The organism is Haematobacter missouriensis (assembly GCF_000740775.1).
GTDB classification, from domain to species: Bacteria; Pseudomonadota; Alphaproteobacteria; order Rhodobacterales; family Rhodobacteraceae; genus Haematobacter; species Haematobacter missouriensis.
In genome coordinates this window covers 1-14758 of sequence record NZ_JFGS01000049.1, presented here as the reverse complement: position 1 = coordinate 14758, position 14758 = coordinate 1, and the positions used below count along the sequence as shown (strand labels likewise).

The 14758-nt window shown below is 62.6% G+C and carries 10 protein-coding genes and 1 tRNA gene; 10 read left to right on the top strand and 1 reads right to left on the bottom strand.

What is annotated here, in order from left to right:
- Nucleotides 1-300 precede the first annotated feature (300 nt).
- Nucleotides 301-376: transfer RNA gene (locus CG51_RS17510), tRNA-Trp, on the top strand.
- 36 nt (nt 377-412) lie between these two features.
- Here the strand turns inward: CG51_RS17510 and CG51_RS17505 are convergent.
- On the bottom strand, nt 413-1723 hold the full coding sequence (locus tag CG51_RS17505) for an MFS transporter (RefSeq protein WP_035747216.1): 1311 nt from the start codon (nt 1721-1723) through the stop codon (nt 413-415).
- Nucleotides 1724-1848: 125 nt separating this feature from the next.
- Here CG51_RS17505 and secE point away from each other — a divergent pair, with 125 nt between their 5' ends.
- The 9 genes from secE (at nt 1849) to rpoC (ending at nt 14639) form a co-directional block, all read left to right on the top strand.
- Complete coding sequence (gene secE, locus CG51_RS17500; protein WP_035747215.1) at nt 1849-2049, top strand: preprotein translocase subunit SecE; 201 nt, start codon at nt 1849-1851, stop codon at nt 2047-2049.
- A gap of 256 nt (nt 2050-2305) precedes the next feature.
- Nucleotides 2306-2824, top strand: coding sequence for a VPLPA-CTERM sorting domain-containing protein (locus CG51_RS17495; protein ID WP_035747212.1), 519 nt, complete (start codon nt 2306-2308; stop codon nt 2822-2824).
- 188 nt (nt 2825-3012) lie between these two features.
- The gene (gene nusG, locus CG51_RS17490; RefSeq protein WP_035747211.1) at nt 3013-3546 is read left to right on the top strand and encodes a transcription termination/antitermination protein NusG; all 534 of its coding nucleotides are present in this window, start codon (nt 3013-3015) and stop codon (nt 3544-3546) included.
- Between the two features lie 77 nt (nt 3547-3623).
- Nucleotides 3624-4076, top strand: a complete 453-nt coding sequence (gene rplK / locus CG51_RS17485; protein WP_035747209.1) for a 50S ribosomal protein L11 — start codon at nt 3624-3626, stop codon at nt 4074-4076.
- A gap of 3 nt (nt 4077-4079) precedes the next feature.
- On the top strand, nt 4080-4781 hold the full coding sequence (gene rplA / locus CG51_RS17480; protein ID WP_035747208.1) for a 50S ribosomal protein L1: 702 nt from the start codon (nt 4080-4082) through the stop codon (nt 4779-4781).
- A 236-nt stretch (nt 4782-5017) separates the two neighbouring features.
- Nucleotides 5018-5533, top strand: coding sequence for a 50S ribosomal protein L10 (gene rplJ / locus CG51_RS17475; RefSeq protein WP_035715088.1), 516 nt, complete (start codon nt 5018-5020; stop codon nt 5531-5533).
- A 71-nt stretch (nt 5534-5604) separates the two neighbouring features.
- Nucleotides 5605-5985: a 50S ribosomal protein L7/L12 gene (gene rplL, locus CG51_RS17470; protein WP_035715091.1), complete on the top strand. Its 381-nt coding sequence runs from the start codon at nt 5605-5607 to the stop codon at nt 5983-5985.
- A 238-nt stretch (nt 5986-6223) separates the two neighbouring features.
- Nucleotides 6224-10354 (top strand): DNA-directed RNA polymerase subunit beta, encoded by a 4131-nt coding sequence (gene rpoB, locus CG51_RS17465; RefSeq protein WP_035747207.1) that lies wholly within the window; start codon nt 6224-6226, stop codon nt 10352-10354.
- 46 nt (nt 10355-10400) lie between these two features.
- Complete coding sequence (rpoC, locus tag CG51_RS17460; protein WP_035747206.1) at nt 10401-14639, top strand: DNA-directed RNA polymerase subunit beta'; 4239 nt, start codon at nt 10401-10403, stop codon at nt 14637-14639.
- The last annotated feature ends 119 nt before the right edge of the window (nt 14640-14758 follow it).

Sequence of the window (14758 nt, the reverse complement as noted above, 5' to 3'; positions counted from 1 at the left end):
AAGGCTGAGGGCGGGGCACCGCCCCCGCCTGTATCGCCAAAGGGCGCCGCTCCGAAAGGGGTGGCGCCTTTGCCGTTGGGGCAGCGCGCTGGCGAAAGCGCCTGCCGCACGGTCAATCCCGCTCAGGCGCCTCGGGTCCGGGGTATCGCTGGCGCGAGATGACAGCGCTTTCGCGGGTTGGAGTGAGGTGATCGACGGCCCGTTGTCCTGGAAGCTTTCCCTGTGATCGGGCGTTTCGGAAGAGTGCGATTTCGCGCTTGCTTTCCCCCGGCCGCTGCCTTAGCAACCGCCCTACGGCATAGGGGTATAGCTCAGTTGGTAGAGCATCGGTCTCCAAAACCGAGGGTCGTGGGTTCGAGTCCCCCTGCCCCTGCCAGCCGTTTCCAGCATCGCGGGACAGAGGGAGAGGCGCTCAGGTGAGCGCCTGGTTACGTGTTTCCGCGTTTATCATGAGTGCGGCGACGGCGCCCAATACCAGTAGCGCGGCGAACATCCCCACGGTGACCCCGAAGCTGTAGGAAACCACCATCCCCACCAGGGTTGGAGCGCAGATGCCGCCAAGCCGTGCCATCGCGCCCGCAGCCCCCATCCCCGTCGCGCGGACGGAGGTCGGATAGAGCTCTGGTGTGAATGCGTAGAGCGCGCCCCATGTTCCCAGCAGCGCAAAGCTCATGAGCAGCAGCGAGGTCGCGACGAGGGTCGAGGTTCCGGCCACGGTGAACAGCAGGCAGCCAAGCGCGCTGAGCAGCAGGAAGAGGATGAGCGTCGGTTTCCGCCCCCAAGCTTCCACTCCATAAGCAGCGAGCGCATAGCCAGGGATCTGGGCCAGTGCGACCAGCACCAGGAAGCCATACCCCCGGACGAAGCCGAACCCGCCTGTGGCGAGCTGCGCGGGTATCCAGGTGAAGACCCCGTAGTAGGAGATCGAGACGAGGAACCACAACAACAGCACCCCGATGGTCCGCGACCGGAGAGCGGGGGCGAAGATGCTGCCCCCTTCGGGTGCGCCGGGCAGGGTGATCGCAATGTCCCGGGGCAGGGGGGTGGCGCCGTTGGTGGCCCGAACCTTGTTCAGCACATCACGCACCTCTTCCTGTTGGCCGGTGCGCAGCAGGTAGAGCGGCGATTCCGGCACCCAGAGCCGCAGCCAGAAACCGATCAACGCGGGAATGGCGGCTATCGCGAAAATCCAGCGCCACGCCTCCGTCACTCCCAAGGAGGATGCGATCCAAGCCGTCAACGCCACGATGACTGTGCCGACAGCCCAGAATCCCTCCAGGTAGACCAGCCACCGGCCCCGGTTCTTCGGCGGAAGGAATTCCGCCATCATCGCGTAATCGACGGGCAGGGTGCCGCCTACCGCCATGCCGGTCAGGAATCGGGCGATTAGCAGCAGTTCGAAGTTTGGCGCAAAGACGGAGGCCAGCCCGAATACAGCATCGCAGGCCACGGTCACGATCAGCACCCGGCGCCGCCCGATCTTGTCGGCGATTCGCCCGAACAATGCCGCGCCGATGAACATGCCCAGAAAGAACAACGTCCCCGTTTGGAGCGCTTGCGGCACCGTCAGGCCGAAGCTAGCCGCTATCGAAGGGGCGCTGAAGCCGATGGAGAGAACCTGCATCGCATCTGCCGCCCACACCAGCCCGAAGATCCCGAAGAGCCGTTTCTGGAATCTTCCTACCCCGGTTTCCGAAAGGATTGCGTCCACTGTGGTCGCCATGAAATCTCTCCACACTTCAGAATGAAGCGCACTCTCTCCGCCCCGGGTGCAAACGCAACCCCTTCTTACTTGTATTCTGCGCGGGGAGGGCGTATCTGCACCGCGTCCAGCCCGAAGGAACCGCAATGGCAAAGGCCAACCCGCTCCAGTTCATCCAGCAGGTCCGAACCGAAGTCGGTAAGGTCGTCTGGCCGACCCGCCGCGAAGTGCTGCTGACCACGACGATGGTATTCGTGCTTGCGGCAGTTGCGGCAGTCTTCTTCTTCCTCATAGATCTGGCGATCCGCTACGGTCTGACGTGGCTGCTGGGATTCTTTGCCCAATAAGGCGGTTTCCGCGCGCTGATGCACAGTCGCCGCGGTTGCATGGTCATTGTTGTGCATCTGCGGAAAGACCTGCTCGCCCTTACGCTGCATTGCCTCGGAATTCTCGCGTTTAAAGAGATATTTCTTGAATTTTAGCTATTTGTAAGGCACCTCTCTGCCTTGTGTATCTTCGTGCGCATGCGTCGCTCCCCCAAGCGAAACGGTGCGCAAGCGGGCTGTCCGCGCGGAGTGCATGTGTTTTGGCAAGGATAAAAATATGAAAGCGCTTCTCGCAGCTGTGGCCATTTCGGCCCTTCCGTTCGCCGCGTCCGCGGCGACGTACTATATCGACGTCGATTCCGAGGGTCCTTACACCTCCGGGTTCCAGACGCTGAGCGTTGGCGACGAACTGGTCTTCGTGGTTACGCCGAACACCACCTACACCTTCGACTTCGGCATCTCCGCGCTCGGTCAACGTGGGTCTCTGGAAAAGGTGACTTTCGGTAGCAGCGTGTCCGGCGACTACTCGACGGTGTTCAACACCTATGGCGACCAAGGTTCCTTCTGGTCTGCTGGCGGTGATCTCCCGGATCTGACCACGGGCGAAACGTTCTCGGTCGCCTTCCTGTCCAATGGCGCGACGTCCAACGTCTCCATCGCGCTCGCGTTCACCGCGACGAAACAGGTTGAGGAAAAACTCCCGGTGCCGGCGCCGGTTCCGCTTCCGGCCGCGGGTGGCCTGCTGGTCGCCGGTGTGCTCGGCCTCGGCGCTCTCGCCCGTCGCCGCAAAGCCTGATCGGCTTTGTGAATCGCTGAAACGACAGGCCCCGTCCATGTGGCGGGGCTTGTTCTTTTGTGGAATGACTTGCACTCGCGCTCTCGCGCGGGTAGTAGATCGCAGTTCCAGGGCGCAGGCGGCGTGCAGCGATTCGGCGTGCGCGCTGTTTTTTGTTCTGGAAGCGGACACAGGAAGGGTATCGCGGCATGGCGAAGCGTTGGTATTCGGTGAGCGTCCTCTCGAATTTCGAGAAGAAGATCGCCGAGCAGATCAAGCAGTCGGTCGCCGACGCTGGCCTCGAAGAGCAGATCGACGAGGTTCTGGTCCCGACGGAGGAAGTGATCGAGATTCGCCGTGGTAAGAAGGTGACTTCGGAGCGGCGCTTCATGCCGGGCTATGTGCTCGTGCATATGGAAATGTCGAACCGCGGTTACCATCTGATCACTTCGATCAACCGTGTCACCGGGTTCCTGGGCCCGCAGGGCAAGCCGATGCCCATGCGGGACTCGGAGGTAAACACCATCCTGAACCGGGTGGAGGAGGGCGAGGCGCAGCCACGCAATCTCATCAGGTTCGAGGTCGGCGAGCAGGTCAAGGTGTCGGACGGGCCTTTCGAGGGCTTCGCCGGCATGGTCGAGGAAGTGGACGAGGCGGCCAACCGCCTCAAGGTTACCGTCTCGATCTTCGGCCGGCCGACGCCGGTGGAGCTGGAATTCACTCAGGTGGCCAAAGTCGCCTGAGCGATCCCGTGGGAGGCGTGATTGCGCCGGACCACTAAACCGCCCGCTTGCCGGGCTGTGAGAAGAGGAGAGGCCATATGGCCAAGAAAGTTGTCGGGCAGCTCAAGCTGCAAGTGAAGGCGGGGCAGGCTAACCCGTCCCCGCCGATTGGTCCCGCGCTTGGTCAGCGCGGCATCAACATCATGGCATTCTGCAAGGAATTCAACGCCCGTACGCAGGAGATGGAGCAGGGGTCGCCGATCCCCACCGTCATCACCTACTACGCGGACAAGTCGTTCTCCTTCGAGATGAAGACGTCGCCTGCGTCGTTCTACCTCAAGAAGGCGGCTGGCCTGAAGCCGGTCGGCAAGCGGAACCGTCCGAAGGGCTCGGTGAAGCCGGGCCGCGAAGTGGCTGGCACGGTGACCGTCGCGCAGATCCGCCAGATCGCGGAAGCGAAGATGAAAGACCTCTCGGCGAACGACGTCGAAGCAGCGATGCAGATCATCCTCGGCTCCGCGAAGTCGATCGGTATCGAGGTTAAAGGGTAAGCCATGGCCAAGCTCGCAAAACGCACCGCCACTGCGCGGGAACTCTTCGACGGCAAGGCGAACCTCTCGGTTGAGGATGCGCTGTCGCTGGTCAAGCAGGCGGCCACCGCGAAATTCGACGAAACAGTCGAGATCGCGCTGAACCTCGGCGTTGACCCGCGTCACGCCGACCAGATGGTCCGTGGCGTCGTTCAGCTGCCGAACGGCACGGGTAAGACCGTGCGCGTCGCCGTGTTTGCCCGGGGTGCCAAGGCCGATGAGGCCAAGGCTGCCGGCGCGGATATCGTCGGTGCCGAAGACCTGATGGAGACGATCCAGTCCGGCAAGATCGAGTTCGACCGTTGCATCGCGACGCCGGACATGATGCCGCTGGTCGGTCGTCTCGGCAAGATCCTCGGCCCGCGCAACCTGATGCCGAACCCAAAGGTCGGGACGGTGACGATGGATGTCGCGAATGCCGTGGCCGCTGCCAAAGGCGGTGAAGTGCAGTTCAAGGTCGAGAAGGCAGGCGTCGTCCATGCCGGTATCGGCAAGGTGTCGTTCGAGCCGGCGAAGCTGGCCGAAAACCTGCGTGCCTTCGTTGGCGCGGTGAACCGTGCGAAGCCTGCCGGTGCCAAGGGAACCTACCTCAAGAAGGTGTCGGTATCCTCCACCATGGGGCCGGGCGTGTCTGTCGATCTGACCTCGGCCACGGCTGAGGCCTGACAAAGAATTCCTGGGCTTCGGCCCGGTGAATGGCAGGGCCATCGGGAGCAGTCCCTCGGCCCTGTCCTGTCCGAGACGGCGGGTGATCCGAATGGATCTTAAATCCTGCCTGAGATGGGGAACGAGCGAATTCCGGGGCTTTTCCCGGGCGATCTCTCGGGACCATCGCGGACCCGACGCCTGCGCAAGCAGGCAGAACTGAGCCGGGGGGAAACCCCCAAACTTGGAGTGGAACTGTGGATAGAGCCCAGAAAGAGAAAGTGGTCGAGGAACTCGGCCAGATCTTCGAAAGCTCTGGCGTCGTGGTGGTTGCCCGCTACGAAGGTCTCACGGTTGCCCAGATGCAGGATCTCCGGGCGCGCATGCGCACGGTCGGAGGTTCCGTCCGCGTTGCCAAGAACAGGCTCGCCAAGATCGCCCTTGAGGGCAAGCCCAACGAAAGCCTGGGTGACCTCCTCAAGGGCATGACCGTGCTCACCTATTCGGAAGACCCCGTCGCTGCGGCGAAGGTGGCTGACGAGTACGCCAAGACGACGGAGAAATTCGTCATTCTTGGTGGTTCCATGGGCAGCACGGCCCTCGATCCGGCCGGTGTCAAGGCCGTGGCGTCCATGCCGTCGCGTGAAGAGCTCATCGCTCAGATCGTGTCCTGCATTGGCGCTCCGGCTTCCAACATCGCCGGCGCGATTGGCGCACCTGCATCGAACATCGCGGGCATCCTCTCCACCCTGGAGGAGCGGGAAGCCGCCTGAGCAACCTATGGCCTTCGTAGGGTTGAACACCCGCACGTTGGAACCCATCTAACTTGGAACGGAACAGAGAAATGGCCGATCTGAAAGCCCTTGCCGAGCAAATCGTGAACCTCACGCTGCTGCAGGCTCAAGAACTGAAAACGATCCTGAAGGACGAATACGGCATCGAGCCCGCTGCTGGCGGCGCTGTGATGGTTGCCGGTCCGGCCGCTGGCGGTGCTGCCGCTGCGGAAGAAGAAAAGACCGATTTCGACGTGATCCTCGTCGATGCCGGCGCGAACAAGATCAACGTGATCAAAGAAGTCCGCGCTATCACCGGTCTTGGCCTGAAAGAAGCCAAAGACCTCGTGGAAGCTGGCGGCAAAGCGGTGAAAGAAGCTGCGCCGAAAGCGGAAGCCGAGGAAATCAAGAAGAAGCTCGAAGCGGCTGGCGCCAAGGTCGAGCTCAAGTAATCGTGCCGGGCGCATCCTGCGCCTGACGGTTTCGTGCGGCTGGAGAGGGTTTTCCCTCTCCAGCCAATCGCGTCTTGGCAAGGGCCTTCAAGGGGGCCTTTCCCAGGGCGCGGCAAAGGGTTCGGGAGCGATCGGTGGGACGGTCGCATGAATGGAACTCTTGGCCCCCTGTTTCTAGAGCGGTCCGCGCCGGTGCCCCGACGGTGATGGATCCGCAGATAGAAAGGTGACGACGAGCATGGCGCATTACGTTGGCCAGAAGCGCATCCGCCGCTACTACGGCAAAATCCGCGAAGTTCTGGAGATGCCGAACCTCATCGAGGTTCAGAAAACTTCCTATGACCTGTTCCTTCGCTCCGGGGATGGTCCCAAGGCGCTGGACGGTGAAGGCATCCAGGGTGTCTTCCAGTCTGTCTTTCCGATTAAGGATTTCAACGAGACCGCCGTTCTCGAATTCGTGAAATACGATCTCGAGAAGCCAAAGTACGACGTTGAGGAATGTCAGCAGCGCGACATGACCTTCTCGGCACCGTTGAAGGTCACGCTCCGCCTCATCGTGTTCGATATCGATGAGACAACCGGCGCGAAGTCGGTCAAGGATATCAAGGAACAGGACGTCTACATGGGGGACATGCCCCTGATGACGTCGAACGGGACGTTCATCGTGAACGGGACCGAACGTGTTATCGTGTCGCAGATGCACCGCTCTCCGGGCGTGTTCTTCGACCATGACAAGGGCAAGACCCACTCCTCGGGCAAACTGCTTTTCGCCTGCCGGATCATTCCCTATCGCGGCTCCTGGCTGGACTTCGAGTTCGACGCCAAGGATATCGTCTTTGCGCGTATCGACCGTCGCCGGAAGCTCCCGGTGACGACGCTGCTCTATGCCCTCGGCATGGATCAGGAAGGCATCATGGACGCCTTCTACGACGTCGTCGGCTACCGTCTGGAGAAAAACCGCGGCTGGGTGACGAAATTCTTCCCCGAGCGCGTGCGCGGCACCCGTCCGACCTTCGACCTCGTGGATGCCGACACCGGCGAGATCATCTGCAAGGCAGGGGACAAGATGACCCCGCGCATGGTCAAGAAGCTGACCGACGAGGGCAAGGTCACCGAGCTTCTGGTTCCCTACGATTCCATCGTGGGCCGCTATGTTGCGAAAGATATCATCAACGAGGAAACCGGCGCGATCTACGTCGAGGCCGGGGACGAGATCACGCTCGAATACGACCGTGATGGCGAAGTAAAGGGCGGCAGTCTGAAAGTGCTGCTGGACAACGGGATCACCGAGATCCCGGTGCTGGACATCGACAACATCAATGTCGGCCCCTACATCCGCAACACCATGGCCGCGGACAAGAACATGAACCGCGATACCGCGCTCATGGACATCTACCGCGTCATGCGTCCGGGGGAGCCGCCGACCGTTGAAGCCGCTTCCGCGCTCTTCGACACGCTGTTCTTCGACAGCGAGCGCTACGACCTGTCCGCCGTGGGCCGCGTGAAGATGAACATGCGCCTCGCCCTCAATGCCCCCGACACGCAGCGCACGCTTCGCAAAGAGGACATCATCGCCTGTATCCGCGGTCTCGTGGAACTGCGCGACGGCAAGGGTGAGATCGACGACATCGACCACCTTGGCAACCGCCGGGTGCGTTCTGTCGGCGAGCTGATGGAGAACCAGTACCGCGTCGGGCTGCTCCGCATGGAGCGCGCGATCAAGGAGCGCATGTCCTCCGTCGAGATCGACACGGTGATGCCGCAGGATCTCATCAACGCGAAGCCGGCGGCTGCGGCGGTGCGGGAGTTCTTCGGCTCCTCGCAGCTCAGCCAGTTCATGGACCAGACCAACCCGCTCTCGGAAGTCACGCACAAGCGTCGTCTCTCCGCGCTCGGGCCGGGCGGTCTGACGCGTGAGCGCGCGGGCTTCGAGGTGCGTGACGTTCACCCGACCCACTACGGTCGGATGTGCCCGATCGAGACGCCGGAAGGCCAGAACATCGGTCTGATCAACAGCCTCGCCACCTTTGCCCGCGTCAACAAGTATGGTTTCATCGAGACCCCTTACCGCAAGGTGAAGGAAGGTCAGGTGACGGATGATGTGGTCTACATCTCCGCCACGGAGGAGATGCGCCACACCGTCGCTCAGGCGAACGCGAGCCTCGATGAAGACGGGCGCTTCGTGGATGAGCTGATCTCCACCCGCAAGGCGGGCGAGTTCATGCTCAACCCGGTGGAGGCCGTCGATCTGATTGACGTGTCGCCGAAGCAGCTCGTTTCGGTGGCCGCGGCGCTGATCCCGTTCCTTGAGAACGACGACGCCAACCGCGCGCTGATGGGCTCCAACATGCAGCGTCAGGCCGTGCCGCTCCTGCGGTCGGAGGCGCCGTTCGTCGGCACCGGCATCGAGAGCACCGTGGCCCGCGATTCCGGCGCCGCGATCATGGCACGCCGCGGCGGCGTCATCGATCAGGTGGACGCGACGCGTATCGTTGTCCGGGCGACCGAGCTTCTGGAACCGGGCGAGCCGGGCGTGGACATCTATCGTCTGCGCAAGTTCAAGCGGTCCAACCAGTCGTCCTGCATCAACCAGCGTCCGCTGGTGAAGGTGGGCGATACGGTGGCGCGGAACGAGGTGATCGCCGACGGCCCGTCCACCGACATGGGTGAACTGGCGCTTGGCCGGAACATCGTCGTCGCCTTCATGCCCTGGAACGGCTACAACTATGAGGACTCGATCCTGATCTCCGAGCGGATTCTCCGTGACGACGTCTATACCTCGATCCATATCGAGGAATACGAGGTCGCCGCACGGGACACCAAGCTCGGGCCGGAGGAGATCACCCGCGACATCCCGAACGTCGGTGAGGAAGCGCTGCGCAACCTCGACGAGGCGGGCATCGTCTATATCGGTGCCGAAGTGGGGCCGGGGGACATTCTCGTCGGCAAGATCACCCCTAAGGGCGAAAGCCCGATGACGCCGGAGGAGAAACTGCTCCGCGCCATCTTCGGGGAAAAGGCGTCGGACGTGCGGGATACCTCGCTCCGCCTGCCGCCGGGGGCCTACGGGACCATCGTGGAAGTGCGGGTCTTCAACCGCCACGGCGTCGACAAGGACGAGCGGTCGCTTCAGATCGAGCGTGAGGAAATCGAGCGCCTGTCCCGCGACCGCGACGACGAGCTTGAGATTCTTGAACGCAACTTCTACGCCCGCCTGCGGCAACTGATCCTCGGCAAGGCCGCGGTGAAGGGTCCGAAGGGCGTGAAGCCGGGTTCGGAAATCACCGAGGAACTGCTGGGCACGCTGTCGCGCGGCCAGTGGTGGCAGCTCGCACTCGCCGACGACGCGGAGGCCAAGGAGGTCGAGGCGCTCAACGACCAGTTCGACGTGCAGAAGCGTGCGCTCGAGAACCGGTTCGAGGACAAGGTGGAAAAGGTCCGCCGCGGCGACGATCTGGCGCCTGGCGTGATGAAGTCGGTCAAGGTGTTCGTGGCGGTGAAGCGCAAGCTGCAACCGGGCGACAAGATGGCCGGTCGTCACGGCAACAAGGGCGTCATCTCCAAGGTCGTGCCGATGGAGGACATGCCTTTCCTCGCCGACGGGACTCCGGTGGACTTCGTGCTGAACCCGCTGGGTGTGCCATCGCGGATGAACGTCGGTCAGATTCTCGAAACCCACATGGGTTGGGCTGCGCGCGGTCTGGGGCTCCAGATCGACGAGGCGCTGCGCGAGTATCGCCGGAACGGTGATCTGACCCCGGTCAAGGAAGCCGTGCGGTTCGCCTATGGCGATGAGACCTATGAGGATGCTTTCTCCGGCATGGACGAGGCCGCGCTTCTGGAGGCGGCGGGCAATGTGACCCGCGGCGTTCCGATCGCGACTCCGGTCTTTGACGGGGCGAAGGAAGCGGACGTCAACGACGCGCTGGTCCGGGCGGGCTTCGACAAGTCCGGCCAGTCCATCGTGTTCGACGGCCGCTCCGGCGAGCAGTTCGCCCGGCCGGTGACGGTCGGCGTGAAGTACATGCTGAAGCTTCACCACCTCGTCGATGACAAGCTGCACGCCCGTTCCACCGGACCTTACAGCCTCGTCACGCAGCAACCGCTGGGCGGCAAGGCCCAGTTCGGCGGCCAGCGGCTCGGCGAGATGGAGGTCTGGGCGCTCGAAGCCTACGGCGCGGCCTACACGTTGCAGGAAATGCTCACCGTCAAGTCGGATGACGTGGCGGGGCGGACCAAGGTCTATGAGTCCATCGTCAAGGGTGAAGACAACTTCGAGGCCGGCGTTCCCGAGAGCTTCAACGTGCTCGTGAAAGAAGTCCGCGGCCTCGGCCTCAACATGGAACTCCTGGATGCGGAGGAAGAGTGAGGGCGGCCTTCGCCCTCCTCACCCACCCCAGTTTTAAGGACTTGGCATGAACCAGGAACTCACCACCAATCCGTTCAACCCGCTCGCGGCGCCGAAACAGTTCGACGAGATCAAGATCTCGCTGGCCTCGCCCGAGCGGATCCTTTCTTGGTCCTATGGTGAGATCAAGAAGCCCGAAACCATCAACTACCGGACGTTCAAACCTGAGCGCGACGGTCTGTTCTGCGCACGCATTTTTGGCCCGATCAAGGACTACGAATGCCTGTGCGGCAAATACAAGCGCATGAAGTATCGCGGCGTCGTCTGTGAGAAATGCGGTGTGGAAGTGACGCTCCAGAAGGTGCGCCGCGAGCGGATGGGCCATATCGAGCTCGCCGCGCCGGTCGCCCACATCTGGTTCCTGAAGTCGCTGCCGTCCCGCATCGGCCTCATGCTCGACATGACGCTCCGGGATCTGGAGCGGATTCTCTACTTCGAGAACTATGTCGTCATCGAGCCGGGCCTGACCGATCTGACCTATGGTCAGCTCATGACGGAGGAGGAATTCCTCGACGCGCAGGATCAGTATGGCGCGGATGCGTTCACGGCGAATATCGGCGCCGAAGCGATCCGCGAGATGCTGGCTGCGATCGACCTTGCCTCCACGGCGGATCAGCTCCGTGAGGAGCTGAAGGAAGCCACGGGCGAACTGAAGCCGAAGAAGATCATCAAGCGGCTGAAGATCGTCGAGTCGTTCCTCGAGTCGGGCAACCGTCCCGAGTGGATGATCCTGACCGTGCTGCCGGTGATCCCGCCGGAACTGCGCCCGCTGGTCCCGCTGGACGGCGGCCGGTTCGCCACGTCCGACCTGAACGACCTCTACCGCCGGGTCATCAACCGGAACAACCGTCTGAAGCGGCTGATCGAACTCCGTGCGCCCGACATCATCGTGCGCAACGAAAAGCGGATGCTTCAGGAAGCCGTGGACGCGCTGTTCGACAACGGCCGCCGGGGCCGCGTGATCACGGGCACAAACAAGCGCCCGCTGAAATCGCTTTCCGACATGCTGAAGGGGAAACAGGGCCGGTTCCGTCAGAACCTTCTGGGCAAGCGGGTGGACTTCTCCGGCCGTTCGGTCATCGTGACCGGGCCGGAGCTGAAGCTGCACCAATGCGGCCTGCCGAAGAAGATGGCGCTCGAACTGTTCAAGCCGTTCATCTACTCGCGGCTTGAGGCGAAGGGCCTGTCCTCCACCGTCAAGCAGGCGAAGAAGCTGGTCGAGAAGGAGCGCCCGGAGGTCTGGGATATTCTGGATGAGGTCATCCGCGAACACCCCGTCCTGCTGAACCGTGCGCCGACGCTGCACCGTCTGGGCATCCAGGCCTTCGAGCCGATCCTGATCGAAGGCAAGGCGATCCAGCTTCACCCGCTGGTCTGCTCCGCGTTCAACGCCGACTTCGACGGCGACCAGATGGCCGTTCACGTTCCCCTCTCGCTGGAAGCCCAGCTTGAGGCCCGCGTCCTGATGATGTCCACGAACAACGTGCTGTCGCCTGCGAACGGCGCGCCGATCATCGTGCCGTCGCAGGACATGGTGCTTGGTCTTTACTACACGACCATGCAGCGTGAGGGCATGAAGGGCGAAGGCATGGCCTTCACGTCCATCGAGGAAGTGGAGCACGCGCTCGCCGCCGGCGAGGTGCATCTGCATGCCAAGATCATCGCTCGGATCAAGCAGATCGACGGCGAAGGCAATGAGATCGTCAAACGCTACGAGACGACCCCCGGCCGCCTTCGCCTCGGCAACCTGCTGCCGCTCAATGCCAAGGCGCCGTTCGAACTGGTGAACCGCCTGCTCCGCAAGAAGGACGTCCAGAACGTCATCGACACCGTCTACCGCTACTGCGGCCAGAAGGAATCGGTGATCTTCTGTGACCAGATCATGGGGCTTGGCTTCCGCGAGGCCTTCAAGGCCGGCATCTCCTTCGGCAAGGATGACATGGTCATCCCGGTCAAGAAATGGGAGATCGTGGAGAACACGCAGGAGCAGGTGAAGGAGTTCGAACAGCAGTATATGGACGGCCTGATCACCCAGGGTGAGAAGTACAACAAGGTCGTCGATGCCTGGTCGAAATGTTCCGACGCCGTTGCCGGTGCGATGATGGGCGAGATCTCGGCCGTCCGTAAGGACGACATGGGCCGGGAGATGGAGCCGAACTCGGTCTACATGATGTCCCACTCCGGGGCGCGGGGTTCGCCTGCACAGATGAAGCAGCTCGGCGGGATGCGCGGCCTGATGGCCAAGCCGTCGGGGGAGATCATCGAGACGCCGATCATCTCGAACTTCAAGGAAGGTCTGACCGTTCTTGAATACTTCAACTCGACGCACGGTGCCCGGAAAGGTCTGGCGGATACGGCGCTCAAGACCGCGAACTCCGGCTACCTGACCCGCCGTCTCGTGGACGTGGCGCAGGACTGCATCGTCCGGTCGAACGACTGCGGCACCGACCGTTACATCACGGCCTCCGCCGCGGTGAACGACGGTGAGGTGGTGGCGTCGCTGGGCGAGCGTGTGCTGGGCCGCGTCGCTGCCGAGGACGTCTATGTCCCCGGCACCGACGAGGTGATCGTGAGCCTTGGTGAGTTGATCGACGAACGCAAGGCCGACGCGATCGAGACGCTGGGCGTACCCACGGTCAAGATCCGCAGCCCGCTCACCTGTGAGGCGGAGGAAGGCGTCTGCGCCACCTGCTACGGGCGTGACCTTGCCCGCGGCACGATGGTGAACGTCGGTGAGGCCGTCGGCATCATCGCGGCGCAGTCCATCGGTGAACCCGGCACGCAGCTGACGATGCGGACCTTCCACATCGGCGGCATTGCGCAGGGCGGCCAGCAGTCGTTCCTCGAATCGTCGCAGGAAGGCGTGATCGAGTTCCGGAACCCGAACCTTCTTGCCAACGCTTCGGGCGAGCAGATCGTCATGGGCCGGAACATGTCGCTCGCCATCATCGACGAGAACGGCGTGGAGCGGGCCTCGCACAAGCTGCTCTACGGGTCGAAGGTTTTCGTGAAGGAGGGTCAGTCCGTCAAGCGCGGCAACAAGCTCTTCGAATGGGACCCCTACACCCTGCCGATCATCGCGGAGAAGGCCGGTCAGGCGAAGTTCGTCGATCTCGTCTCGGGCATCTCGGTGCGCGAGGAGACGGACGAAGCAACCGGCATGACCCAGAAGATCGTCTCGGACTGGCGATCGGCGCCGAAAGGCAACGAGCTGAAGCCGGAAATCATCGTGATGGATGGCGAGACCGGCGAACCTGTCCGCAATGAGCAGGGTCACCCGATCTCTTATCCGATGTCGGTGGACGCCATTCTGTCGGTCGAAGACGGGCAGGATGTGAAGGCCGGTGACGTGGTGGCGCGTATCCCGCGCGAAGGCGCCAAGACCAAGGACATCACCGGGGGTCTTCCCCGTGTGGCGGAACTGTTCGAGGCCCGTCGTCCGAAGGATCATGCGATCATCGCCGAGCTGGATGGCTATGTGCGCTTCGGCAAGGACTACAAGAACAAGCGCCGCATCGCCATCGAACCGGTGGACGAGACGCTTCAGGCCGTTGAATACATGGTGCCGAAAGGCAAGCACATCCCGGTGCAGGAAGGCGACTTCGTGCAGAAGGGTGACTACATCATGGACGGCAACCCGGCTCCGCATGACATCCTGCGGATTCAGGGGATCGAGGCGCTCGCCAACTACCTGATCGACGAGGTTCAGGACGTCTATCGGTTGCAGGGCGTGAAGATCAACGACAAGCACATCGAGGTGATCGTTCGCCAGATGCTGCAGAAGTGGGAGATCCTCGACTCCGGCGAGACGACGCTGCTCAAGGGCGAGCATGTCGACAAGCAGGAGCTGGACGAAACCAACGCGAAGGCGGAGGCCCAGGGCATGCGTCCGGCGCAGGCGGAGCCCATCCTGCTCGGCATCACCAAGGCCTCGCTGCAGACGCGCAGCTTCATCTCCGCTGCCTCCTTCCAGGAGACGACGCGGGTGCTGACGGAGGCCGCGGTGCAAGGCAAGCGCGACAAGCTCGTCGGGCTGAAGGAGAACGTCATCGTCGGCCGGCTCATCCCGGCCGGGACGGGTGGCGCGACCAGCCGGGTGCGCCGCATCGCGACGGATCGCGACCAGAAGGTCATCGATCAGAAGCGGGCGGAAGCCGAGCAGGCCGTGCAGCTTGCAGCTCCGCTGGACGTGGTCGATCTGGAGAACGATGCCGGTTTGGTGGAAACCACCGAAAACCGGGATTGATCTCCGGCATGAATGTGAAACGCCCCGCTCAAGCGGGGCGTTTCGCTTTTGTTAGCCTGCTGAAAAAGTCCTGAAGTGTCATGCCGATGTGCCGAAGTCGAAAATCGGCACGGAACGCT